Here is a 23,945-nt window from a genome sequence, read left to right as displayed (position 1 = left end):
TTATTCAGACTTTTGATTCCGTTCCGATCGCCCTTTATATCGTCCAATAACAAAGCCGACAATTCCCGAACCAATTGCCCCCTGGGAAACAAATAACAGAGATTCCGTTTCGCCACCAGGCAGTTCAATTAAGGGTTCAAACCAAGGTTCATAGTCAGGATTAACCTCGCCAATTACGGCTTCAGCTTCACCATCAGCCCCGCCAAATTCCGAGTCCTGAACAATTAACAGTGGCACAACGGCTAGAACGACTACTCCCAATATCAATAACCAATTATTCCACCCTATTTTTTCCATCCTCACGTTTTAAGATCCTCCTTTAACCAAATTCAACAGGGCTAATTCCTCGCGACTATAAGACATTAGCCAGTTCCACACCAAAACGGTTAATAATCCTTCACTAATTGCTAGGGGAATCTGAGTCACCGCGAAAATTCCGGCAAACTTGATAAATGAAGCCATAATACCCCCAGTTGCGGCTGGAAATGCCAGCGCTAACTGGAGAGACGTAACCAGATAAGTGAGCAAATTCGCCAAAGCGGCGGCTAGAAAAATAGCGAATTTCTGCGCCCCACTCACTTGCATAATTAAGCGATAAGTGCCATAAGCCATAAAAGGTCCGACAACTGCCATAGAAAAAGCATTCGCCCCCAATGTTGTCAAACCACCGTGTGCCAGCAGCAGCGCTTGAAACAGGAGAACTAAACTCCCCAGTACACTCATACTTAATGGACCAAACAACACCGCGCCCAATCCCGTTCCTGTGGGATGGGAGGAACTTCCCGTCACCGAAGGAATTTTTAAGGCTGATAAGACAAAGGCAAAGGCACCCGACAGCGCCAGCAGCAATTTCAATTCCGGGTTTTGCTGCGAGATTTGTGTCATTGAACGCAGTCCGAGAAGAAAAAATGGCAGAAAGACAACCCACCAGAAAATTGCCCAACCTGCGGGTAAAAAACCTTCCATGATATGCATAGCAAAGGCAGGCTGTGGGGCGAAGATAATTAAACCCAAACTCAACCCAGCGATGAAAACTAGATTGATTGTCCGTTGTTTTCGCTTCATTGACAACACTGTTTTCCTCACTGATGTTGCCTGCGGTGAAGGCTTTTTCACCGTTTTATTGTTCATCATAATTTTCTTGGTTTGGTCAATTGACCAAAAGTTTCTTTTTCCCTAGGGCGATAGCTTCCCTAGTCGTTGAGAGAGCAGGTTGTAAATAGCTTGATGCTAGGTGACTCTAAATCTGTAACTATCTAGCGATGGAGTCCCGATTAGACGGAAAGGGTAATCCTACCTCAACCTATTGGTCATTAATTCAAATTCAAGCCACCTCAGTTTATCTAATCGTGCCTCTGGCATTAGGGCGTTCTGTAGCGATCGCCTCACCCATTCTAATTGTGGCAAATTTAGACTATGCACCATCCGTACCTCGCAGATGAAGGTTAATGTTTCTTCCACGTCGGCGGGCATTCTGACTCAGAAACCCTAGCGAATTTCATCACAGTTGCGGGACAGCGCCGGATTTACACCGAACTTTCCCCATTACCTCTAATGGCTGATCCCCATTAGAACCGACTTAGATTAATACTCTACCATGTCGGTTCTGCGATTTGGGGATTGGGGATTGGGGATTGGGGATTGGGGATTGGGAATTGGGGATTGGGGATTGGGAATTGGGGATTGGGGATTGGGAATTGGCGATTGGGAATTGGCGATTGGGCGAAGCTTATGCGCTCTTGTGTTGGCATAAAACCGAGACATCTGGGCGCAAATGCGAGAGCCCCTACAAATCTGCCAGACGTAGCATGCTACGTCTGGAACATTGCTCCCTCATCTCCCTTGAATTACCACAAAACCTGTGTCAAAAGTATAAGCTGGTTTTATAGAGATGATTAGCTCAATCTATAAAACTTGGGATTATCACTCTAGAAGAGTAGTGGGATTTTGACCGGGGAAGAACATGATTAAATCCTGGATGGTAATTGGGACTGTAACCTTGTTAGTGGCGTTGGCTGGTAGCTGGTTAACATCGGATGATGTCCGATGGTTCAACCGCCTGCGCCGTCCCCGATGGTTAACCTTTGAGTCGGCGATTCCTTTCATCTGGACAGTTATTTTTATTTGTGGGGGATGGTCAGCTTATGTGGTATGGGATACTAATCCAGGGCGCCCTCAAACGTGGCAGATTTTGGGGTTATATTTGCTGGTGGAAATAGTAACAATTGCCTATACGCCAGTGATGTGCCGACTTCGCAGTCTCAAGGTGGGTACGATGATTGGGGGGACGGGGGCTATATTGAGTATTATTTTGGCACTTTTGGTTTATCCTATCTCAGTTTGGGCATCGGTTTTGCTACTACCTTATATGATTTGGAGTCCGATTGGAACCTATACGACTTGGGCGATGATTCGGCTGAATCCCGAAGCAGAATAGGTGTGGATTGAAGCGTATTTGATTGGAAATATATCACCTTTGGTTATCGTGTAGGGGCGGGTTTCACTACTATCTTTTCGGTGACACCCAGATGTGACTAAACCCGCCCATACTTGACCCTTCGCTTCTCGTGAAAAGAGCTGTAGGGTGGGCAAGAGGTATCAAGTTTTAGGAAGTTGACGAGAATAGCACAGTGCGCGATCGCACCATTCGTAGTCGCCACTGTCTTCGCCTCACAGGACATGGATTGCTGCTAAAATTCAGCGGTTAACGATTACCTTGTGCAAATGTTAGCGGTTTTGGCAAATAATAGTTGACCAGGATGAGTCTAGGTATTGTCAATAAATTCTATTTAATGCAAACTTAGTTGGGTATTGATCAAACCATTCATCCGACTTAATTGTCGTACCTTGACCCACCCTACCTTTGACGACTCGATTGGAGCATTCTTTGCTGATGAATTTACTCAGAGGTCGATTGCAACGCTTAACCCAACAGTTACCTAATTTAGTTGATCAACTCCCTGATGAAAGCTTGGCAGACGCCTGGAAAGTTCTACAACCGCTCTATTATGACTTGTATATGCTCTCCGCCATGCAAGAGTCCATGCGAATGATTCGACCCGGAGATGCGATGACCCGCGAAGAGGCGCTGCGACTGCTTAATCTGCCCTAAAATCTTCGCAGAAAGATTAGAATGATTCGTGGGGAATCAGAATATATCCTGTGAGCCTAGAAGTACGCTATGCGCGGTCTTTCCTACAAGATCTCAAAAACTTAGAGTCGGCTGCCTATCAGCAGGTCTATGAGATGGTTTTTGAGAAGTTCATGCATCTCAGAAGCATTCACGACCTGCCAGGGCTTCACCCCATCGGCTCAGATGCTATTTTTTACCGATTTACCATCGATAACTATATGGTGGGGATTGAAGTGACGGGTCACATCGTCAAGTTTTTGCGCGTGTTGCCCAAGCCGTATATTTGAGGACGCAGCAGGCTTTCAGAAGGCAGGGGCAGAGGGAGCAATGTAGAGCACGTAGCATGGCACGTCTGGGAGCAGGGGAAGAAGGGGGAGCAGGGGGAGCAGGGGGAGCCATTGGAACACCTGTTGGTAGGGGAGGGTTGAGGAACGTAGGCGAAGTATTCTCGAAGAGTTGCAACCTAGTAACCCAACTCTTCATACGGCTCATAAGACTAAGCCACTGAAAAAGGAAAACTGACAACTGATCCCCGGACAACATACACTTGTGATTGGTAAAAACAGGAATTTGAGAAGCTACTTATGGACGCCGCTGCACTCTGGCAACGCTATCAGGACTGGCTCTATTACCACCAAGGGTTAGACTTTTACCTCGACGTCAGCCGTATGCGATTTGATCATGCCTTTGTCGAGGCGATGCGACCTAAGTTTGAGAAAGCGTTTCAGGATATGGAGGCATTGGAGGGGGGCGCGATCGCGAATCCTGATGAAAATCGGATGGTGGGTCACTATTGGTTACGAGATCCTGACATAGCGCCAACCCCCGAACTGCGTCAAGATGTCCTCACAACCATAGAGAAGATTGAATCCTTTACCTCGAAAGTCCATAGTGGTGCGATTCATCCCCCAGGTTCATCTAAATTCACCGATATTCTTTCCATTGGCATTGGCGGATCAGCATTAGGTCCTGAGTTTGTCGCTGATGCCCTTGCCCCTAACATCCCACCCCTAGCAATTCATTTTATAGATAACACTGATCCGGCGGGAATTGATGCCACAATTGCTAAACTGCAAGACCGTCTGGCTAGCACACTCGTCTTAGTCATTTCTAAGTCCGGAGGAACGCCGGAAACCCGCAATGGTATGATTGAGGCAAAAAAAGCTTACGAATCCCAGAAACTAGACTTTGCTGCCCATGCCGTGGCGATTACGGGTGAAGATAGTACTTTAGAGAAACTGGCAAAATCCGAAGGGTGGCTGGCAACTTTTCCCATGTATGACTGGGTAGGAGGACGCACCTCAGAAATGTCAGCGGTGGGACTGTTACCCGCTGCACTGCAAGGGATTGATATCCGCCAAATGCTGGCAGGTGCGAAGGAAATGGATAGTGCCACCCGTGTCCATGATCTCCACGAAAACCCGGCGGCGTTGCTGGCACTCTCCTGGTATTTTTCTGGGAATGGTAAGGGTGAAAAAGATATGGTGGTTTTACCTTACAAAGATAGCCTGTTGTTATTTTCCCGCTACCTCCAGCAATTAGTCATGGAATCCTTGGGTAAGGAAAAAGACCTCGATGGTAATACTGTACATCAGGGAATTGCAGTTTACGGCAATAAAGGCTCAACGGATCAACATGCTTACGTGCAGCAGTTGCGCGAAGGGGTTCCCAATTTCTTTGTCACCTTTATTGAAGTATTGCACGATCGCGAGGGAAATTCCCCAGAGGTAGAAGCGGGGGTAACTTCCGGTGACTATTTATCCGGTTTATTACAGGGAACCCGAAAAGCCTTGTATGACAATCAACGGGATTCAATTACCGTGACAATTCCCCAAGTCAATCCTCGCACGGTTGGAGCACTGATTGCTTTATATGATCGGGCTGTGGGATTATATGCCTCCCTGGTTAATATCAATGCTTACCATCAACCTGGAGTAGAAGCGGGTAAAAAAGCCGCCGCTGCGATTTTGGATTTACAGAAACGGGTAATTCAGGTTTTGAAAGATCAAGGAGAACCCATGTCTTTATCAGAGTTGGCACAAAAAGCAGGGGCGAGTGACCAAATAGAAGCCATTTATAAAATTCTGCGCCATCTCCACACCAATCAACGGGGTGTGGTTTTAGAAGGAAAACTGGGAGAACCGAGTAGCTTAAAAGTGTCTGCTGTTTAATGCCCAAACAACCACGTCCCCGTAATAAACCTTCTGCCTTTTTCTATATAGCAGCAGACAGATAGCTTGAGACAAATGAACTTGGGTAGAGACGTTCCGCCGGAACGTCTCTTATTTTTGTAGTTTGCTTAGAGTTTAGGTTGAATAACTTCCCCTAACCACTGCCACCAGCTACGATTAGCCTTCATCTTAGTTCTGAGAATGGATAAATTTTTCCGAAAAATAGCCGTATTAGGATGATCATCTCCTAAATGCTGTTCACTCAAACTTAATGCCTGAACCAATAGTGATTCCGCTTCTCTGTAGCGTTTTTGAGAATTGTAGAGTCCCGCTAAATTGTTGATGCTAGTCGCGACACCCGGATGGCAATTGCCTAAGAGAGATTTTCTTAGCTCTAAGGATTGCAAGTAAAGGGGTTCAGCTTCACTGTAGCGACCTTGAGTATAGTACAATAATCCCAAATTGTTGAGGCTACTGGCAACATCAAGATGGTAATTGCCTAAGAAAGATTTTCTCAGCTCTAGGGCTTGCAAGTAAAGAGGTTCAGCTTCACTATAGCGACCTTGAGCATAGTAAAGTCCTGCCAGATTATTCAAGCTAGTAGCAACATCGATATGATGATTACCTAACAGATGTTTTCTCACCTCTAAGGCTTGCAAGTAAAGAGGTTCAGCTTCACTGTAGCGACCTTGAGTATAGTACAATCCTGCCAAATTATTCAAGCTAGTAGCAACATCAAGATGTTCCTCGCCAAAAGCGGCTTGGGCGATGAATATGCAGTGCCTAAACCAGGATTCTGCCTGCTCAACCATTCCCTGATGCTGATAAAATCTGCCTAAGCGATCAAATAGCCAAAGTAAATCTGTTAATCCTTGACTATAGAATTTGCCCAAACTATCAAATAAGCAGAGTGAATCCTCATCCCTTACGGCTGATTCTAGGGTTTGAACTATTTCTTGAATGTGAGGCAGTATCTCTTCCAAGAACGTGATCTGTTCTGGGGTAGGAGAATCAGGAATTGGCTGAACCAGTTCAACAACAATAGCGGTAAAAGCCTGCCTGAAGTCATCAGCATGGAGTTTTTTGAAGGGTGGTGCTTTGTTCTTGCTTTTTGGGGAAACTCCTGAATTGGTAATTTGAGAGTTGTCTCGTTGACACGAACAGGTGGGATTCGTAATCGGAAAATGGAGTTGCTGATCAATAGGGCAATTTTCACCGGAACCAGGGACGTCAGCATAAGAGGAGAGGAATGAATGCCATTCTCTGGGAGGTGGCGTCTGCTGAGTTGAGTAGTCGTGGGAAATTGGTTTTGGTAAAGGCTGACTATCCGGTTGAGGTGGCTTGGGGATTGGCTGGGACAACGGTTTGGGAAAAGGATAAGGAGGATGAGACACAAAAATGGCGGGTGAATCTAACGCCTCCAATTTTTTGCGAAAAAACTCCCGAATTAAGGGCTGAACTTTGTAGCAACCTTGGCGATTTGCCACCGACTCAATCAAACGCCACTGATCAAGTTGAGTTTGAGCTTGGTTGAGATCTGCCTGTCTCCAGTGCAAGAAGTCACTAGCAGATTCTAACCATTGCCAACGCCAGAGGGTTGGGGCAAATAAGCTCAAAAGTTGACTTACTTGTTGGGTGATGGGATTGAGTTCTCTCCAGACGTATTCCAAAAGGGTATTGATTCCCCACTGGAGTGTCGGCTGGCTTGGCGGTTTAGTTGTTTGATCAGGATATCGCTGCGCTTCGAGGCGTTTGAGTATATCGGTTAAAGACAAATCGGGGTGTTGTGCTAAGTATCGCCCGACTAACTCTATGCCTAACGATAGATATCCCAGCCATTCACACAGTAGAGGTAAAACTTTCTGTGCGCCCCGATCCTGCAACATGCGTTCTTTACCCAGTAAGGCTGTCAAAAGTTTCCACGCTTGTTCTGGTGACAGCACATCTGGGGAGTGATCCCCTTTCCCGCCTTGATCTGGCTGCTGCATTGTCATATTTAATCGTTCAGATAGAGTCTGAGCGCCATTTGGGTACTCAATGAGCTTGTGCGATCGCATCCTCTGGGATAGCCATGCTGGTGTCTGAATTGGATGAGCTGAACCTTGCTTAGCTAAACCGCGTCCAAGCATTCTCCCCTACAAAGCGTGACAATCTACTCAGCAAGGAGTAAGGGTTCTGGCTTGCTGTTACACGATGGTAACTCGCTCTTTTTTAGTGATGAGTGGTTTCCATTTTCCAGCAAACGCGGCGAGCCTCCCACCCTTTTACCCGCTTTTGTGCCAAGCGCTAGAGGAGTTGCCCTCTCAAAGGCGCTCAAAACCGTAAGACACTGTAAAACAGGTAATACAGTTAACATTGTATGATAATTTACTCAAACGCTGCAATCAACTTCGCGCCGAGAAGCCATTCAAGTATTCGGGAAGAATCAATACAGCACTTTTCAGTTGAGTAGAACACAACCTGAGTCAGCTTGTATAAGGTTTTAGACTATAAATTTATGTGACTGAATACTTTGAATTAAATCTATTGGCGATCGCGCACAAACGCTGATCAAGAATAGTCAAGCTTTGTTGAGCTATTTCCTGAGGAACACCGCCATAAAATGCCTGAGCAATCCCACCTGTAATACAGGCAAGCGTATCACTATCCCCGCCGATAAAAATAGCATTCCGAATGGCATCTTCAAAATCAGTTGATTCCAGAAAAGCAATCATTGCTTGAGGGATAGAACCCTGACAAGAAACCGTTGCAGGTTCTAGCTGCTCAATCTGACGATTCAAGTCATAGTCAAATGTGGTTTCAACATAAGACTTTATCTCTACCTTACTATGACCTGTGCGTGCTAAAAAAATAGCAGAGGCTGTGGCTTGTGCGCCTTTAATCCCTTCAGGATGATTATGAGTCACCTCAGCACTGCGTTTAGCTTCCTGTAACACAGTATCGAGATCATCAAAGGCAAAACCAATCGGACTAACTCGCATGGCTGAACCATTACCCCAACTATTGTAAGGTTCAACCTTATCCGACATTCCCCACGCCTTAAAATTCTTACCATATCCGGCATTCGGATACAATCGGCAGTATTCCTTGAGTTTCTCGGCGTACTTTCCTGATGTGAGAAGGGTATCAGCTACGGCAATAGTGAGTACAGTGTCATCGGTAAAATAACGCCTCGGATTAAACAGATCAAAATTTTTAGTTTTGATACTGTGTCCTTCATAAATTGAGCCAACAATATCTCCAGTAATTGCACCTAACATACATGGTTTTTCCTAATTGCACAACTAACTCACCTAAAACCAAAATATTAGGTTTCCCGATTCAATGCGGACATCATCGCCTGTTGACTAACCAGTTGATAAACTTCCCGAAAATATTGCATGACACGACTATCAGCCGCTGCTAAGGGGAGCGCCCCTAAAACATCCAATACAGTGCGATTGTCTGGAGGAGGAGTAATTACAACCAGAGAGGGATCAAGAGGTTCTTCGTATTGCCAAAATTGCTCAAGTTTAACTGGAACAGAAACGGCTGGTTTTCCTTCATTTTGCTGATTATCATCTAATCGACTGGATTTAACCTCTGATTGACTTGATTTGGACTCAACCTCTGCTTTCTCCTCAGGTTTTAGTTCTACACCCCCCGTACTGCGTAAGCGACGCAAATCATCCAGAATTTGCGCTTTAGTGCGTCCCCGTAACTGGAATAATACAAAGGGATCTTCACTAAATCGATCGCCTAATTGATAGTAAATTGCACCAATATGTTTACAGGGGTTTTGCGGATCAGGGCAACTACATTTTGAATGAATATCCGAAAGGGTGAATGGAAATAAACTCAACCCATTAGCGGTGAACACCTGTTCAATATTTTCCGGCATTTCTCCGGCTAATAATTGAGCCGAATAAATACATTCTTGCGCCATAGTTTCCACCACATAACCCCAGTCTTCATCGGTAAACGGGTCAATTGATAGAGAAACTTGATAGGGATCGGGTTCTGTTCCTTGTACCCGTGCCAACACCTGAGGACCTTCAAACTCAATACTGAGGACATTGCCTTCTTTGGCGTATTTGCGGGCGCGTTCCAAACGCTTTTTAAAGCGATAGGAATTGAGTAAGTCTATCCAGCGTTGCACCCACCAGGGAGAAGTTTCAATTTCGTAGGACTGCATGATTTATAAATACCGTAGGGTGGACACTGCCCACCAGCCTGGCAGGAGTGTGCCATTCAGCTTAAGAGTATAATCACTAATATCATATCAGTTTGGGTCCTTCGTCTATCATGCCCATAGTTATGGGGACAAAAAGTTACCCTTCTATACACAACTGATATTACCGAACGTGGTATGATTCATGAGAATTTATGGAAACCGACAGCTAAAAACTTTACCTGGACTAGAAACCCGCCCGACACCCGCACGGGTACGGGAGGCGGTATTTAATATCTGGCAAGGTGCGATCGCACAATGTCGTTGGCTGGATCTCTGTGCGGGTACAGGTGCTATGGGCGCTGAAGCCCTCTGTCGCGGCGCATCTTTAGTGGTGGGGATTGACATAAAGGGCAAAGCCTGTTCTATTATGCAACAGAATTGGCAGTACGTTGCTCAGCCTGAGCAAACTTTCCAGGTGGTGCGGGGAAATGTGGTGGGGCGATTAAAAACCCTGGCTGATCAGCAATTTGACCGGATTTATTTTGATCCCCCTTATGCCAGTGATTTGTACAATCCGGTTCTAGAAGCGATCGCCCATTATCAACTCTTGGCGGATCAAGGTGAATTAGCGGTGGAATATAGCCCTAACTACTGGACACCTCAACCCATTACCCCCCTAGAAATTTGTCGCCAGAAAGTCTACGGTAACACAGCCTTAGCTTTTTACCGTCTCAGGGGGAAGGATGAGAGTTTTGACCCTTGACGACTTTCGAGGGCATGGCGCGTGAGTTAACTCCCCCATCTCCCCCATCTCCCCCACCTCTCCAACCCCTAACCCAAGGGCTGGGAGTGTTGTTGATTATAATCCCAATTCGTTCCCCCGCTTATATTGGAGGTAGGCGGCGACAAATAATCCAGCCAAAGTCACAGGGATTAAGCCGAGAACAATTCCCGACAGCAGTGGTTCGATCATGATCGTTCTCCAAAGACTAAGTTTTTTTACTTGTTTCTCATCCTACTAGGTGAGATGACCCAATTGCTACTCAATACCAGCAAGACCAGGAATCAGCCACTTCCAGATTGCTGGCTGCACTACATCCATGATTCCAACTTGCTTACTTAGTCTGTAAATTTTAAGCTATGTTTATTAATCGACATACTTCTTTCCAATCTGTTACACTATTACCCTCCTGGGTAACTCTACCTGTGTTGCAGTGTAAGTCCAGTTTAACTTTGTTCAGAAATTCTCAACTTGGCAGGAGATCCCTTGGAGAACCAGCTTGACCAACCTCAAGTCTTAGTTCGGCGGATTACCATGGTGGTACTCGCGCTACTGTTCGTGATCGGCATCAGTATCTTCGGATTTCAGATGCTGCAAGTTTCCGATCCTTATATGCAGAAAGTTTTGTCCCTCAACGGTGATCCAGTTCGAGGACAGGCTATTTTTGAAATCAACTGTGCAGATTGTCATGGTATGCAAGCTGATGGCAAGGTAGGACCTAGCTTACAGCATATTTCTAAACACCGATCGCCGAGTGGTTTGATTGAGCAGGTGATTAGTGGTCAAACCCCCCCGATGCCAAAGTTCCAGCCTAGTCCTCAGGAAATGGCAGACTTGTTAACTTATTTGGAAAAACTGTAGGTTGAATAATGAATTCCCTTGTCTTTTGTGTACTACGTCTGTACGGATGAATAGCCTTTGTTTTGATGACTTCTGTAAGCCGTCACCCCAGCGATCGCGGATAGAAGTAGCCATCCTAAGGTATTCACCCGTAGGTCAAAGAGCGTGACATCCAGCATATTGAATAGGATACAGCCACCGAATGCGACTAAATAACTAAAGACGATTAATCGATCGCCACTTGAGAGCGATCGCGCTTTGTTGATCCAGAGAACGCCTTGCCCGAAAATCCAGCCAACTAAGCCACAAAATAGGATTGTAGCCGGAATACCCGCTTCAGCCGTCAACATCAGGATAAGATTATGGGGATGACCTAGCCACAGATCCATCTGCTGTTCGTAAAGTAGCGTGAAATTCCGCAATCCCCAACCAGTCCAAGGGCGCTGCTGAGTCAGGGACAAAGCAAAGCGCCATTGGGTTATCCGCATCAACGCCACGGGGCGATCGGGATGAAGCTGATCGGTGAGTCGCGCCCAAAAGTAAGCCGGAACAATCATTCGCAACCTTTCCCGTAAGGGTGAGGGACCAAACGCCGCTGATGGTACAGCGACAGCCGCAGCGACGACTATCCCCACTAAGAGGCGCCAGCCTTGGTAAAGTGCAAAAGCCAGACTCGCGACAATCACCCCACCCCAAGCATTTCGGGAATGAGTGAGGATAAGCGCGATCGCATTAGCAATTTCCACCCCAGTTAAAAATAAGAGAACTCTCCCTGCTTCCCCCAGAAGGGCGGGTTTAGTTAAGTTATCGGTTTGGCGCCATAAGTTATCCGTCAAACCCGCCCCTACACCGCCTGCTTCCCCAGCTCCCCCAGCTCTCTGCTGTCGCCAAGCTTGAAACGTCTCAATCCAGAGCCCTAATCCTAAAGTAAAGACAATTTGCAGATAAGCCGCCAGGATATTAGCGTACATGAATACCGAAGCCATGCGCCCCGGTGGATTTCCTTGGGCTTCTAATACCCAACCCAACAAGGCGGGAAACTGGGGCGGATGCGCCCAACCGAGAAATAACTGCCCGAAGCCGAGGATGACAACCAGTACAGAAGGAATCACCAGAATCCAGGCGAGACGCCGTAGCTGGGCTGGTGTTTGAATTAAGGCACTGAATGCGGCAAAAAAAGCCAAGAATGGCAGGAAATTGGCTAAACCGAGGAATGCTTCCGTGGGGTTATAGGCTTGCGTCGCGCTGAAAATTAGCCAAAGACTCAAGATTCCCAGTCCCCAGTTTAGAGGACGCCGAATAATCCGGCGATAATCTTGCCACCAGGTTCCGATTAAGGCAAAACCCACACCCACAGCCCCCACAGCGGGAAACCAGGGAAAGATAAAAAATCCGATTTGGGCGCAATTCCAAGCGCCCTGCAAGCGGGGTTGCGGGTGGCGAGTGAATAGATATTTATCGATTTTTTCCAACACAAGCCAGAGGGCAGACAGCCAAATAAGCTTACTGTAGCAAAATTGTAGACACAACTCTACACAAACGAAACCCGCCTTCGCGGGTTTCAAAACTTAGCTTTTCGTTAGTCCGCGTAGGCGGACTTTGTTTGTATAGCCGTGATTTCTAATCGCCATAGCTTAAGGGCTGTGGTTTTTCCCGGCTCTCGTTTCCAGGCATAGCCTGAGAATGCCTCTCTTGAGGCTCCGCCTCCTTTGACAAGCGGCTCCAGCCGCTTAAGGAGCATTTCCACCCTAAAGCTGGAAACGAGAATGGGTAAGGGTTGTGACTTAAGTTGACACCAATGCACGTCAATACGCCCCTACTATCGTTTTTTGACGACGCCGATTTTCTAACTGATGATGGTAAAATCCGCTTCTGTCAAGAGGTTAGCATTCACTCCCTGGAGAATGGCTAACTATGAAATGGGAGGCAGAGCCTGGGAACGAGGCTAAGCTAAACGGGTTCCCAACATTCGCTCCGCAGCAGGCGAATTTGTGCTAACGCTAAGATAGTTGGGATAATCCGACCGTAATTTGTCGCGATCGCACGCCAGCCTAAGTCGGCAAAAAAATAGCCCCACAATACCGGTCCGACGAAGGCAAATAAGGTGCGAGTTGCCCCATAACGCGCTGCATTCGCTGCCATTCCCCGCTTCGCCGTTTGCAGCACCAGATAATTCTGAAACTGAGTCGCCGCTGCTGCACCCCCCTGAACCGCTGCTTGTTTTGCCACTTGATACCGGGCAAAATGGATAGCAAACTGACGCGCCACCTGTTTAAGAATAATCGGCTTAACAACAGAAGACACGGCTAACGCCGAACCGCCCTTAATCAACAAATCCATCGGATTGTGCTGGATATGCGCCGGTAAGGGTTGGGATTGATTCGACTGAGCTAATGAGCGCTTTACCTGCACAGTAATCGATTTTTGTTCAGCGGGAGGTAATTTTTTCCAGGCGCGACTCATCAGGTTAAGAAATATTTCTTCCTCGATATCCGTGGTTGATAGTTTTTTTGAATAAGGGATCTTCAGGTAACGGCAAACCTGAATCAGCGCTTGTCGGTACGTAAAGTCCTTCGTGCGTCCCTTAAGTACCGTCACCCCATCGGCGGCTAAAAAGCGAAACCGTTGCTCTAGAGCATCCAACCACGCCTGCCGATCTTGACTTTGAACCTCGATGGGTTCAGGAGTTTGAATATAGTCTAGAGGATTAAACTGACGACGGAACAAAATTTGTGTCAGTTGCTGTAATTCGTCTTCCGTTGCCAGTTCTAAGGCGCTTCTGAGTTCATCCAATGGTCTACCCTCCAACCCCTATAAACCCTACTGCTCTCTATTCTACCTGTATACTTAACTTCAACCGGACAGGAGAATCTGTAGTGTTTGATATTGCGATTATCGGTGCAGGTATGGCAGGACTAATCTGCGCTCAACAATTGTACCAAGCTGGGTATCGAGTCGTTGTGTTAGAAAAGTCTCGTGGCGTTGGTGGGCGAGTGGCGACTCGACGCATTCAGGGAACTCCGGTTGATCATGGTGTACCGTTTCTCTTGGCTAAGGGCAAGTTATCACAGCAACTGATTCAGACATTGTGCGATCGCGGCATCCTTCACCTCTGGGGGGATAATCAAGATGAGTCTGAATACCCATCTCCTCGCTATATCGCCCCCAACGGAATCACCGCCGTTGCTAAATATTTGGCTCAGGGTTTAGATATCTGGTTCTCCTGTCGTGTCTATGCGATCGCGCCTACCCCTGAACAAACCTGGCATATTACCTACCATACACCTGACGAGACACACAACGAGTTGACCGCATCTGCCGTCGTTATGGCGATTCCCGCCCCCCAAGCCTTAACATTGCTCGAACCCTTGGATCAGAGGGTGTTCTCCTCAAATTTAATAGAAAGTCTACAGGCAGTTAAATTTGACCCCTGTCTCAGTGTCATGGCGGGTTATGCGAACCCCCAACAACCCTCATTAAAGTCATACTCGATCAAATGTTCTCCAGATGATAATTTAGCCTGGATTGGTTTAGACAGCAGCAAACGTTCTGATGCAACTTCACCGATTTATGTTCTTCATAGTACAGCTAAGTTTGCTCAACATTATCTAGATGCTCCCGATTTACAAGAGGCGGGTCAACAATTACTTGCTCATGCGGCTCAATTACTCGTTCCTTGGCTCAAGTCCCCGGATTGGTTCCAAGTGCATCGCTGGCGCTATGCCTTTCCCCGAACTCCCGCCCATCAAGATTGCCTTGTGACAACAGCACCTTTACCCCTGGTCTGTTGTGGCGATTGGTGTGGGAATAATTTAATTGAAAGCGCCATGAAGTCGGGATTCGCCGCAGCGCTTAATATTAATCAACAATTGCGGCAACTTTCCTTGCCCGATCACGTCATCACTCATCAGCCATAAATTGGCAAAAAACGACGGATTTTCAAGGAGAAAGAATATATAAATTTTTCTCTCCTGATAAATAAATTCATTAGGTATTTATCCTCTGATCAAATTCTTCATGAAAGCTTTATATACAATCGTCGAAATTTAGATTAAATTAAATAAAAGAAAGAGCAAACTCAGTTAAAGACAGACAACCTTCATCTATCAGGTGAATTTTAGACGGTTCCAATGAATAGCTCTTTAAATCAGGTGCGCTACAAGTTTATACTCCTTGTTGAAGCCGTCTATTCACAGACAGGGGTAATCTGCAAAACCGTTGAATACGGTTGATACTCCAGGAGTATCACAACAAACGCAGGTAATTTTTAGAGGGAACTACCAATGACGACCAGTGCGACTGCCCTAAAATTCATTCTCACACCCGTGGCAATTTCAGCAACCGTATTTGCCGCCTTGACCCTACCCCTCAATCTGTTCGGCTCCAAGCCCGTGACAATTCAAGTTCAAGAAGAACCGATTTTTTTTGGCGAATTGAAAGAATTTGCACCTCAATATCTAGGAGTGGCAGGTTTACTAAGCGCAGGCGTAGGACTAACGAGTGTGGCGATGATGGGGTGGCAAAAGTCTTCCCGGAAATCGGCTGAAGTTGAACAAAAACTGGCAAACTTAGCCCAAAATCTAGAAGACAAGCAAAAACTGCTAGACAAAATCAGAAGCTCACAATCCCAGTTGGATGCTTCTGGGCTACAAAACTGGTTGGATAAACAGACAACCCAATCGACCAGTACAACGCCCCTCCCAGACATTCAGACACTTCTGTCTCTCGAATCAGAAGCCCCAGAGACAGAAGTGTCTTTGCAAACCCGATTAGAGCAACAGGTATCGCCGACAGCAGATTCAGCATCAGTGGATGTGACTGAGGCGCAACCGCAAGTGGAACCGCAGGTGATTAATGAAGCATCGATTACCTCGGCTCAAGCCAACTCGATGCAAGCACTCGCCGCATCGTTAGCGTCAGCTCAAGCCGTCTTCGGTAATACCCCAGCCCAGAATGCACAACCGTCATTATCAACAACAACCTCAGAAGTCGAGAAAATTGACCATCAACTCGAACAAATGATGGCACAGATTATCTACATGCGACAGGCATTACAGTCAAATCAGCAGGCTGTTACGAGTAGCGTTGAGGAGGATAGCCAACGGCGTCACGGTTTAAAGTTAGTCAGTTAGCTAGCTTTCGGGGCAATTCATGAATTGCCCCGACTCGTTCTAAGTTATCAACTGGGTGGCAAATGCTAACGCCTCGTCACGAGTTGAAACCTTGCCTTCAATCCTGGCGATTTGAATCTGTGTGAGTAACTGTCCAATTTGAGGACTAGGCGGTAACTGCAACTGTTGCATCAAATCATGACCGGTTACTAACGGAGTCGGATGAGCTACTTGATCCTCAGGGGTTAGATAACGATTAATCAAGGGAGCTATTTGATCAACAGATAGTCCTGCGGCGACGGCTAGAACGGCTAAAGCTGGGAAAACTGACCCGACACTTTGAAAGAAAAAATACTGATGTCTTAAGGTCATTGGCGAGGTAACGTGAGATAAAAGTTGGGGTAAGTATTGAATCATAATTAGCACCGCCCGAATTTCGGCGCGGCTATACTTTAACCGTAAAAGTTGGGCTTCGGCTGCTGCAACCGTAGAGGGTAACAGGTTTGTCAATTTGGCTAAACTCAGCCAAGATAAGGACTTGCTACTGACTCGGGTTTCCAGTTGGCTGCCTAATCTGTGCCACCTTTGAGCCAGAACACTCGCGGCGTTGTCAGTTGCCGCGATTTGGGCTAAATTCTCAGTATTCCCATGACTGAACCAGTGGTGAAGTAATTGATCCTGCCAAGCGGCGGTAAGCCAAGGTGTTCCTTGTGGAGATTGGAGTAGATAGTTCAACTCTACCTGTACCCGTTCGGCTGCCATTTTTGCCAGTAAGGGAGCAAATTGGCGAATTGTGGATTGAGTCGTCGGTTCTATCGTAAAACCCAGTTGAGCAGCTTGGCGATAGGCTCGAAGTAATCGTAAGGGATCATCCTGGAGATTCGCCGGGGATACCATGCGGATAATCCCTGCACGGCAATCGGCTACACCCTGCAAGGGGTCAATGATTTGGCGGCTCTGCGGATTATACGCGATCGCATTAATGGTAAAATCACGTCGATACAGGTCAGTCTCTAGGCTTTCTCCTTCCTGTTGAGCGATATCAACGGTTGCGGTATCAAAAACGACTCTGGCAATCTGTCGCGCCTCATCTAGCACCACAAACCCAGCTTGATAATGACTTGCCAGCTCTCGTGCGATTGTCACCGCGTCAGTTGGAACAACAAAGTCCAAGTCCAAATAGTCAGCCTGTCGTCCCAGCAACGCATCTCGTACCGCCCCACCGACTAAACAGGCTTGAGGTGATAACCACTCTAAGCTGAAGGGAAAGGTTTCAGGAGACAGAACAGATAAGTCAGAGTTCATCTTAACACTCACCCGGTTAAAACGCGGGTGATTCTTGGGCTGATTTCGCCTCTGGTTACTCGCTTCACTAATGAATCGGTTCACCTTTGGTCTTACAGAGCATACTTGAGCCTTTTCAACTCACTCCTCAAGCTTAAATTCCCGTCTGTCCTACGGTATCCCATTGCCTTCACAGGTCTTACATGTACGAGTCCATCTTAATGTATAAAGCTGCCTCAAGCTCCACACCTTATACAAATTTCAGCTAAAACAGCAGGAACCCCGCGCTCTGGCGAAGCCGAGCGTCGGGAGGAATGCGAGTCCGGCGTAGGAACGGAGCCGGACAATAATCTATCGGACATACAGACAGCCTCTTTCTGATGAGATACAATAGGGCTATGAATCAAGTCCTGACTATCTCCTGTAAGCTCAAGGTATCTGAGTTGCAACCCGTGAAACTGGATGCAACGCTGGATGCGTTTGTGCAGGCGTTGAACTGGGTTAACCAGAACACGCCGGAGAAGATAGTCAATGCAGTGAAGCTGCAATCGCTGTGCTACTACGAAGTTCGCGCCCGATTTGGCTTGTCGAGCAATTTGGCGCAGCAGGTATGCAGGAGAGTAGCAGGTTCTCGCAAGGTTGCCAAACAAAAGAATCGTCCGGTCAAGGTCTTCAAGGCTGGCTTTGTTACCTATGACGCTCGAATCTTCTCGTTTCGGCAGAAGGACTGGACAGTTTCGCTCACCACCGTTGAGGGTCGTGAGCGTTTTGAATTGGCAATTGGCAACTATCAGCGAGGGATGTTGGCAGGGGCTAACCCAAAATCGGCAACCCTAGTAAAACGGCAAGACGGTTCCTACTACATCCAAATTTGCCTGGAGTCGGAACCGCCAGAGCCGCAAGATGGGGATGAGGTTTTGGGTGTGGACTTGGGACGCACAGATATTGCACACACATCGGAAGGTCAACACTGGGATGGGCAAGACATAACCAAAGTTCGTGACCACTTTGCCAACTTGAGAGCCAAGCTCCAGCACAAAGCCAGTAAGGGCACACGCAGTTCGAGACGGAGATGCCGTCAACTGCTGCAACGGTTGTCTGGTCGTGAGCGTCGTTTCCAGAGTTGGGTCAATCACAATGTTTCTAGACGCATCGTTGAAACCGCAAAAAGTATTGGAGCCAGTATTGCTCTGGAAGATTTGACGGGAATTCGGGAACGCACCAACCAGCAACCGCGAAACAAAACAGAACGCAGACGCAGTAATAGTTGGGCATTCCATCAACTGAGGCTGTTCATCGGGTACAAAGCCTTGGGTGCTGGCGTGAAAGTTGTCACCGTCAATCCTCGCTATACGTCCCAAACCTGTCACCAGTGCCTGCACATTCACCCTGACCCCGATAAGTCCTATCGCAGCGGCAAGCGGTTTAAGTGTGGTCATTGCGGCTGGCATGGTGACGCAGATTTCAACGGTGCGATGAACATTAAAGCAATCGGGGCGCTTGTAAACCGCCCTGAAGGCTCCTGGTTGTCTTGCGAGACAATTGGAGGGCTCTTGAAAGCCCGCACTGTACGCGATAGCGTCAGCGTCGGGTAGTTTACTCCTCTTCTCTCGTCGGAGGGAAGCTGTAACGAATACTGGCGGACAAAGGACATAAGACATCAGACAAATCAAAAAATCACTCTAAATAGTGGTCAATCTATGGCTTGTCTGAGTTAGGCTAACAAAAAGGACTTGGAGTTTGGGCAATGTGTATTTGCGTTAACTGCCACTATGTAGACCGATGCACCACCTATAATGCGGTGGAAACCCAGCATGAGCAACCCCATCTGACGGAAATGCCAGATTTTGAGCCGATTGAACCAACCATCAATGTCAATATCCGTCCTCAAGAGGATTTTGTGGAGATGGAATGGGATGTAGTCGGATGTAACAGCTTTAAGGAAGAAAAGGGCAAATGGGCAAAACTGCGTCCGGGTGAGTTGGTGCCAACTTAAGCAGTTGTATCAAAACAACTTCGCTTTTGGGTAGGGTGCGTTATGCTTGGCTAACGCACCTACCAAGGCGACACCCGACAGCCTGAGTGCGTAAGCCCTGTTCGAGTTGACATAATTTGCCAGATTACGTCAAAATGTGATAAGGGATAAATTTTTGTAAAGGGTTTACTGGATGTCTTTTGAGCTATTATCACTGGAGACAATCCAGGAACTGGCACATGAGTACGGCTATTGGGTCATTTTCTCGGGTATTGCCTTGGAAAATACTGGAGTTCCCCTCCCTGGCGAAACCATTACCCTGGTGGGTGGTTTCTTAGCGGGAAGTGGTGAACTCAATTATTGGTTTGTACTGGCAAGTGCCATTACTGGAGCCGTCCTGGGTGATAATTGTGGGTATTGGATTGGCAAAATAGGGGGTTGGTCATTCTTATTGCGATTAGGAGGTTTCTTTCGCATTCCAGAACCCCAGCTTGTAGAAGTCAAGCGGCAATTTAGTGAAAATGCCGCTAGAGCGGTGTTTTTTGGGCGGTTTGTGGCACTCCTACGCATTTTTGCCGGACCCATGGCAGGAATTGCAGAAATGCCCTACTCTCAATTTATCTTGTGTAACCTAGCGGGGGCTGCTGTGTGGGCATCCGTAATGGTTAGTTTATCCTTCTTTGTCGGACGGATTATTCCCCTAGAAACTTTGGTCTCTTGGATGGCGAAATTCGGCATCGCAGTACTGCTGTTGGTGATTGCTTGGATAGGAGTTTCAATTTGGTTGGAGTCACGTAAAATCAAAGATGTCTCGATTAGTGATCAGCCGTCTGAATGACCGCTAAGCTGGCGACTCTCTCCTGATTAATGTGATTATAAAAAGTTATCTTCAGCCACCCAATTCACCCCAGATCCAAAATATTCAGCAATTTTACTGAGACCATTTACGACAGATGGCTGATGAAATATACACCTAAGGATGAATAACAATTAAAGACAAGCCGTGTATAACAAAACAACGAAAAAGCTTGTGAATATTAATCTAAGTGGCAAAGACCTAAGTGGTAAGGATCTAGTGGGGGCTAACCTTAGAGGTGCTATCCTAGAAGGAACTGACCTAAGTGGTGCTGATTTAAGTGAAGCAAACCTTCAGGGTGCTAATCTCAATGGTGCAGACCTCAGCTTAGCCAACCTCAGCTATGCGAAATTGACCCGCGCTCAGCTAAGTGGTGCTGACTTGCTAGCGGCTGATTTAATCGGTGCGGATCTCAGGGGTGCAGATTTGAGAAATGCAGATCTTAAAGGTGCTGATTTGACGGATGCTGACTTAAGAGCTACTGATTTGAGGGGGGTCAAATTGAGCCGAGTGAACCTCAGAGGTGCTGACTTGAGAGGGGCAAAGTTAAGTAAAGTCTACCTAATGGATGCTGATGTGAAAGGGATTAAGCTGGTAAGCTGATGGCTCTGTTGAACAATAAATTTTAGATTTTAGTTCATGCAAAAGGCTAAAATCTAAAATTGGTTGGTTAAGCTGTCATGCATTTAAATTGGGTATTAGTAGCGAGCAAGATGCTCGCACACCAAGGATGAGAGCAATTCTTGACATTCAGGTTTAAATGCCGAACAGTTTATTGCCTAGCTCACCCAGAACGCCATGTTTCATTCCGTTCGTTCATAGTGAGTGACATCCTCCGACGATGAATCAAAGATTACATCGTCGGCTTCCCAACCTCACAATTGGGCATTGCTCCCCTACGCCAGTTATCTAGGCACATAGCCCCCGACACCTCGACTTGAGAGCCAATTTCTTGCTTCTCCAGAGTCCCTGGATACGTTTCGATTCCACGATTACAAATTTCTTGAGCAGAAGCGATATCTCTATCTACTTCATAACGGCACTCAGGACAGTAATGAATTCGGTCTGAGAGTTCCTTCCTAACCTCAACTCGGCAATTTGGGCAAGTTTGAGAAGTTCCCCGATGGTCTACTTCTCCAACAAATACCCCTCGTTTGTTGCCGACAAACTTAAGAATAGAGCGAAATTGACCAAAACCTGCGTCAATTGTATGCTTGCCTAAAAAACCCTTTGCCATAATGCGGAAATCAATATCTTCAACAAAGATAGTATCCGCTATATCACAAAGTTTATGAGCAAGCTTAAATTGATAATCCTTCCGTTTAAAAGCGATGTGGTTATACTGTTTCTCTACCTTTATCCTGGCTTTCTCATAATTTTTAGAGCGCTTTTGTTTCTTTGCCAACCGACGTTGTAGCACTTTCAGCCGACGGTGTTCGGTTTTGAAGAATTTGCGCCCAGGCTCAACAAAGCCGTCACTGGTTGCCAGGTAACAGAGCAGTCCCACGTCAACCCCAATAGCATGACCATGAGGGAAGGTTTTTGGAATCTCAATGTCTGAGTACAAAGTGATCACAACAAACCATCCCATTGCCTTTTTAACAACCCGTACTTGTTTGACTATAAAGCCATCAGGAACAGGGCGATGCAAATTAATTTCCACCTTCCCTAACTTCGGGAGTTGGATATGCCAGCCTGTTATTGGGTTACTCTTGAATTGCGGGAATAGCAGCGACTTTTTATGTCCCACTTTCTTGAAGCGAGGGAAACCATACCCTCTTTGTCTAAAGAAGTCCCAAGCGTCATGCAGCCTTCTAATGTTGGTTTGCAAAACTTGAGAGGGAACTGATTTAAGTCGCGGGAATTCCTTTTTAGCTTTAGGCAGATTGTTTTGTTGCTGGTGGTAGCTGGGAAAAGGGTAATCCGCACTCATGATGTACTCAGACTCCAAGCTACACCTATCTATTGGACACTTTCTAGAAGCTATCCAATCCTTGAGTTCTCTCAAAGCGTAATTGTAGGACACCCGCAACGTTTCCAACCACTCATCGAGGAGTTGGGTTTGTTGTTGATCGGGCTTAATTCGGTAGGTGTAGTTGAGAAGCATAATTAGATTCTACCACATCTATTTTAAGTGGTAAATGTCAATTTCCGGGGTATCGAACCCCCTCGATTGACTTGAGGAGTGAAGGCATCCCAACGCCACATTTCTCTCTATCTCTTATTACCCTGTCCTCGCCCAGATTCTACCCGATGGTTATTTGGCGTCAAAATTATGGCAAGTGGGAAAATATACGGATTAAGAACGGCGAACTCACCAGTATAGCAATCTCTAACACAGCGATTGTCCACCAGCGGATTTCTTGATAACTCATTCGCATTTTCTCAATTCGATTTACCCAATTCCCCTTAGGGATATAGTCTTCAGATGATCAGGGTTTGTTGAGAAAGACTATCAGTTTATTGGGGTATGTTCCTTTTTACAGAGGCGGCGAACCGTTTCAGTAGCGTGTTTGTGAAGAGTGCGTGAGAAATCAATAAAGATATTGACAACCACACCCGACACCCCACCTACTATTCAAATAGTTTAAGATATCTTTCCGGTACTCTGGGTACAAGGAAGCAGATTGCTTGTACAGTGATCTAATAGCCCCTGTGATTTGAACATTCTCATGAAACGTTGGATTGTCAGTTTATTCGGTACAGTGCTAGTGCTGGTATGCTCTGGATTGTGGATAACGCCATCGGTGATGGCACAAGCCCAAATCCCTGATTTAACCCAGGCTCAGATTGAGCGGCTCAACGAATTACGGCAAAAAGCGTTTACGGCGACAGAACTCGGTGAGTTCACCATGGCTGAAGAGTATTGGACGCAACTGATTGAACTGTTACCCGATAATCCTGTAGGCTGGAGTAATCGGGGAAATACCAGAGTCAGTCAGAATAAATTAGACGAAGCGATCGCAGATTTTAATCAATCGATTCAGTTAGCGCCCGACGCCGCCGATCCTTATTTGAACCGGGGTACAGCTTATGAAGGACAAGGAGAATGGAATCATGCGATCGCAGATTATCAGCGAGTATTGCAGATTAACCCCGATGACGCGATGGCGTACAATAACCTAGGAAACGCTAACGCGGGAAAGGGAGAATGGGAAGCCGCGATCGCATATTACCAGAAAGCCATTGATTTATCCCCTAATTTTGCCTTCGCCCGGGCTAACCACGCCCTCGCCCTCTATCAAATTGGTGAGGAAAAAGAAGCAATCTTAGAATTCCGCAAGCTGATCCGCAAATATCCCCAATTTCCCGATGTCCGGGCTGCACTCACCGCCGCCTTATGGGTTAGTGGGAATCCGGGGGAAGCCGAGAGTAATTGGGTTGCTGCTATTGGGTTAGATCAGCGCTATAAAGACATCGATTGGGTGAAAAATATCCGCCGTTGGCCCCCCGCTATGGTGATGGCGTTGGATAAATTCTTAAAGTTGGAATAATACTCAACCGGATTTGATATGAGTCGGTATATATGTCTGATCTTGTTTAGATTGTATCATCCGAAAAAATTTGTGCGACTTCCGAAGCAAGATTATTCAGCTAAAACTTAATAGGTGCAATATCTTAGTTTTAGTCCATTTTAATGG

General features: G+C 46.6%; 25 protein-coding genes and 1 riboswitch. Of the genes, 15 read left to right on the top strand and 10 right to left on the bottom strand.

Going from position 1 to position 23,945, the window contains the following annotated elements; all coding sequences use genetic code 11:
- Entirely contained in the window at nucleotides 1–297 is a 297-nt protein-coding gene (locus RID09_RS04415) for an energy-coupling factor ABC transporter substrate-binding protein (RefSeq protein WP_446334734.1), read from the bottom strand.
- Between the two features lie 9 nt (nucleotides 298–306).
- Nucleotides 307–1,065 (bottom strand): energy-coupling factor ABC transporter permease, encoded by a 759-nt coding sequence (locus tag RID09_RS04410; protein WP_446334764.1) that lies wholly within the window; start codon nucleotides 1,063–1,065, stop codon nucleotides 307–309.
- Nucleotides 1,066–1,262: 197 nt separating this feature from the next.
- On the opposite strand from RID09_RS04410, the gene RID09_RS04405 reads away from it, so the two are divergent.
- From RID09_RS04405 to RID09_RS04380, 6 genes are all read left to right on the top strand, one after another.
- A complete protein-coding gene (locus RID09_RS04405; RefSeq protein ID WP_446334733.1) occupies nucleotides 1,263–1,442 on the top strand; it encodes a hypothetical protein in 180 nt (59 codons plus the stop codon).
- A 5-nt stretch (nucleotides 1,443–1,447) separates the two neighbouring features.
- A riboswitch (cobalamin riboswitch) is annotated at nucleotides 1,448–1,594 on the bottom strand.
- 3 nt (nucleotides 1,595–1,597) lie between these two features.
- On the top strand, nucleotides 1,598–1,753 hold the full coding sequence (locus RID09_RS04400) for a hypothetical protein (protein WP_446334732.1): 156 nt from the start codon (nucleotides 1,598–1,600) through the stop codon (nucleotides 1,751–1,753).
- 210 nt (nucleotides 1,754–1,963) lie between these two features.
- A complete protein-coding gene (locus RID09_RS04395) occupies nucleotides 1,964–2,437 on the top strand; it encodes a TspO/MBR family protein (RefSeq protein ID WP_446334731.1) in 474 nt (157 codons plus the stop codon).
- A gap of 456 nt (nucleotides 2,438–2,893) precedes the next feature.
- Nucleotides 2,894–3,112, top strand: a complete 219-nt coding sequence (locus RID09_RS04390; RefSeq protein ID WP_446334730.1) for a hypothetical protein — start codon at nucleotides 2,894–2,896, stop codon at nucleotides 3,110–3,112.
- A 50-nt stretch (nucleotides 3,113–3,162) separates the two neighbouring features.
- Entirely contained in the window at nucleotides 3,163–3,420 is a 258-nt protein-coding gene (locus tag RID09_RS04385) for a cytotoxic translational repressor of toxin-antitoxin stability system (RefSeq protein WP_446334729.1), read from the top strand.
- A 297-nt stretch (nucleotides 3,421–3,717) separates the two neighbouring features.
- Nucleotides 3,718–5,304, top strand: coding sequence for a glucose-6-phosphate isomerase (locus RID09_RS04380; protein WP_446334728.1), 1,587 nt, complete (start codon nucleotides 3,718–3,720; stop codon nucleotides 5,302–5,304).
- A 128-nt stretch (nucleotides 5,305–5,432) separates the two neighbouring features.
- Here RID09_RS04380 and RID09_RS04375 read toward each other — a convergent pair whose 3' ends face one another.
- From RID09_RS04375 to RID09_RS04365, 3 genes are all read right to left on the bottom strand, one after another.
- On the bottom strand, nucleotides 5,433–7,190 hold the full coding sequence (locus RID09_RS04375) for a tetratricopeptide repeat protein (protein WP_446334763.1): 1,758 nt from the start codon (nucleotides 7,188–7,190) through the stop codon (nucleotides 5,433–5,435).
- Between the two features lie 609 nt (nucleotides 7,191–7,799).
- Nucleotides 7,800–8,564: an ADP-ribosylglycohydrolase family protein gene (locus RID09_RS04370; protein WP_446334727.1), complete on the bottom strand. Its 765-nt coding sequence runs from the start codon at nucleotides 8,562–8,564 to the stop codon at nucleotides 7,800–7,802.
- A gap of 47 nt (nucleotides 8,565–8,611) precedes the next feature.
- Nucleotides 8,612–9,478, bottom strand: a complete 867-nt coding sequence (locus tag RID09_RS04365) for an SWIM zinc finger family protein (protein WP_446334726.1) — start codon at nucleotides 9,476–9,478, stop codon at nucleotides 8,612–8,614.
- A gap of 181 nt (nucleotides 9,479–9,659) precedes the next feature.
- Between RID09_RS04365 and rsmD the strand changes: the two genes are divergently transcribed.
- The gene (gene rsmD / locus RID09_RS04360) at nucleotides 9,660–10,220 is read left to right on the top strand and encodes a 16S rRNA (guanine(966)-N(2))-methyltransferase RsmD (protein ID WP_446334725.1); all 561 of its coding nucleotides are present in this window, start codon (nucleotides 9,660–9,662) and stop codon (nucleotides 10,218–10,220) included.
- Nucleotides 10,221–10,316: 96 nt separating this feature from the next.
- On the opposite strand, the gene petG is transcribed toward rsmD, so the two are convergent.
- Nucleotides 10,317–10,430, bottom strand: coding sequence for a cytochrome b6-f complex subunit V (gene petG / locus RID09_RS04355; protein ID WP_446334724.1), 114 nt, complete (start codon nucleotides 10,428–10,430; stop codon nucleotides 10,317–10,319).
- A 294-nt stretch (nucleotides 10,431–10,724) separates the two neighbouring features.
- Between petG and RID09_RS04350 the strand changes: the two genes are divergently transcribed.
- Complete coding sequence (locus RID09_RS04350) at nucleotides 10,725–11,099, top strand: c-type cytochrome (protein WP_446334762.1); 375 nt, start codon at nucleotides 10,725–10,727, stop codon at nucleotides 11,097–11,099.
- 32 nt (nucleotides 11,100–11,131) lie between these two features.
- On the opposite strand, the gene RID09_RS04345 is transcribed toward RID09_RS04350, so the two are convergent.
- Nucleotides 11,132–12,553 carry an O-antigen ligase family protein gene (locus RID09_RS04345; RefSeq protein WP_446334723.1) on the bottom strand — a complete coding sequence of 474 codons (1,422 nt, stop codon included), beginning with the start codon at nucleotides 12,551–12,553 and terminating at the stop codon, nucleotides 11,132–11,134.
- Between the two features lie 475 nt (nucleotides 12,554–13,028).
- A complete protein-coding gene (locus tag RID09_RS04340) occupies nucleotides 13,029–13,871 on the bottom strand; it encodes a YaaW family protein (protein ID WP_446334722.1) in 843 nt (280 codons plus the stop codon).
- An 83-nt stretch (nucleotides 13,872–13,954) separates the two neighbouring features.
- Between RID09_RS04340 and RID09_RS04335 the strand changes: the two genes are divergently transcribed.
- Entirely contained in the window at nucleotides 13,955–14,995 is a 1,041-nt protein-coding gene (locus RID09_RS04335) for an NAD(P)/FAD-dependent oxidoreductase (protein WP_446334721.1), read from the top strand.
- A gap of 366 nt (nucleotides 14,996–15,361) precedes the next feature.
- Nucleotides 15,362–16,210 carry a hypothetical protein gene (locus RID09_RS04330; RefSeq protein ID WP_446334720.1) on the top strand — a complete coding sequence of 283 codons (849 nt, stop codon included), beginning with the start codon at nucleotides 15,362–15,364 and terminating at the stop codon, nucleotides 16,208–16,210.
- A gap of 39 nt (nucleotides 16,211–16,249) precedes the next feature.
- Here the strand turns inward: RID09_RS04330 and RID09_RS04325 are convergent, their stop codons facing one another.
- Entirely contained in the window at nucleotides 16,250–17,494 is a 1,245-nt protein-coding gene (locus RID09_RS04325) for a CCA tRNA nucleotidyltransferase (protein ID WP_446334719.1), read from the bottom strand.
- Between the two features lie 377 nt (nucleotides 17,495–17,871).
- Here RID09_RS04325 and RID09_RS04320 point away from each other — a divergent pair, with 377 nt between their 5' ends.
- The 4 genes from RID09_RS04320 to RID09_RS04305 all read left to right on the top strand — a co-directional run bounded on the left by RID09_RS04320 (nucleotide 17,872) and on the right by RID09_RS04305 (nucleotide 20,907).
- Nucleotides 17,872–19,068, top strand: a complete 1,197-nt coding sequence (locus tag RID09_RS04320; protein ID WP_446334718.1) for an RNA-guided endonuclease InsQ/TnpB family protein — start codon at nucleotides 17,872–17,874, stop codon at nucleotides 19,066–19,068.
- A 152-nt stretch (nucleotides 19,069–19,220) separates the two neighbouring features.
- Nucleotides 19,221–19,469, top strand: a complete 249-nt coding sequence (locus RID09_RS04315; protein WP_446334717.1) for a Ycf34 family protein — start codon at nucleotides 19,221–19,223, stop codon at nucleotides 19,467–19,469.
- Nucleotides 19,470–19,641: 172 nt separating this feature from the next.
- A complete protein-coding gene (locus RID09_RS04310) occupies nucleotides 19,642–20,286 on the top strand; it encodes a DedA family protein (RefSeq protein ID WP_446334716.1) in 645 nt (214 codons plus the stop codon).
- A gap of 192 nt (nucleotides 20,287–20,478) precedes the next feature.
- Nucleotides 20,479–20,907, top strand: coding sequence for a pentapeptide repeat-containing protein (locus RID09_RS04305; protein ID WP_446334715.1), 429 nt, complete (start codon nucleotides 20,479–20,481; stop codon nucleotides 20,905–20,907).
- A gap of 250 nt (nucleotides 20,908–21,157) precedes the next feature.
- Here the strand turns inward: RID09_RS04305 and RID09_RS04300 are convergent, their stop codons facing one another.
- Nucleotides 21,158–22,411, bottom strand: coding sequence for an RNA-guided endonuclease InsQ/TnpB family protein (locus tag RID09_RS04300; RefSeq protein WP_446334714.1), 1,254 nt, complete (start codon nucleotides 22,409–22,411; stop codon nucleotides 21,158–21,160).
- Nucleotides 22,412–22,976: 565 nt separating this feature from the next.
- Between RID09_RS04300 and RID09_RS04295 the strand changes: the two genes are divergently transcribed.
- Entirely contained in the window at nucleotides 22,977–23,798 is an 822-nt protein-coding gene (locus RID09_RS04295) for a tetratricopeptide repeat protein (RefSeq protein WP_446334713.1), read from the top strand.
- The last annotated feature ends 147 nt before the right edge of the window (nucleotides 23,799–23,945 follow it).

This window comes from Coleofasciculus sp. G1-WW12-02, from assembly GCF_040219735.1.
Classification (GTDB): domain Bacteria; phylum Cyanobacteriota; class Cyanobacteriia; order Cyanobacteriales; family Coleofasciculaceae; genus Coleofasciculus.
This window is presented reverse-complemented; position numbering and strand designations above follow the sequence as displayed.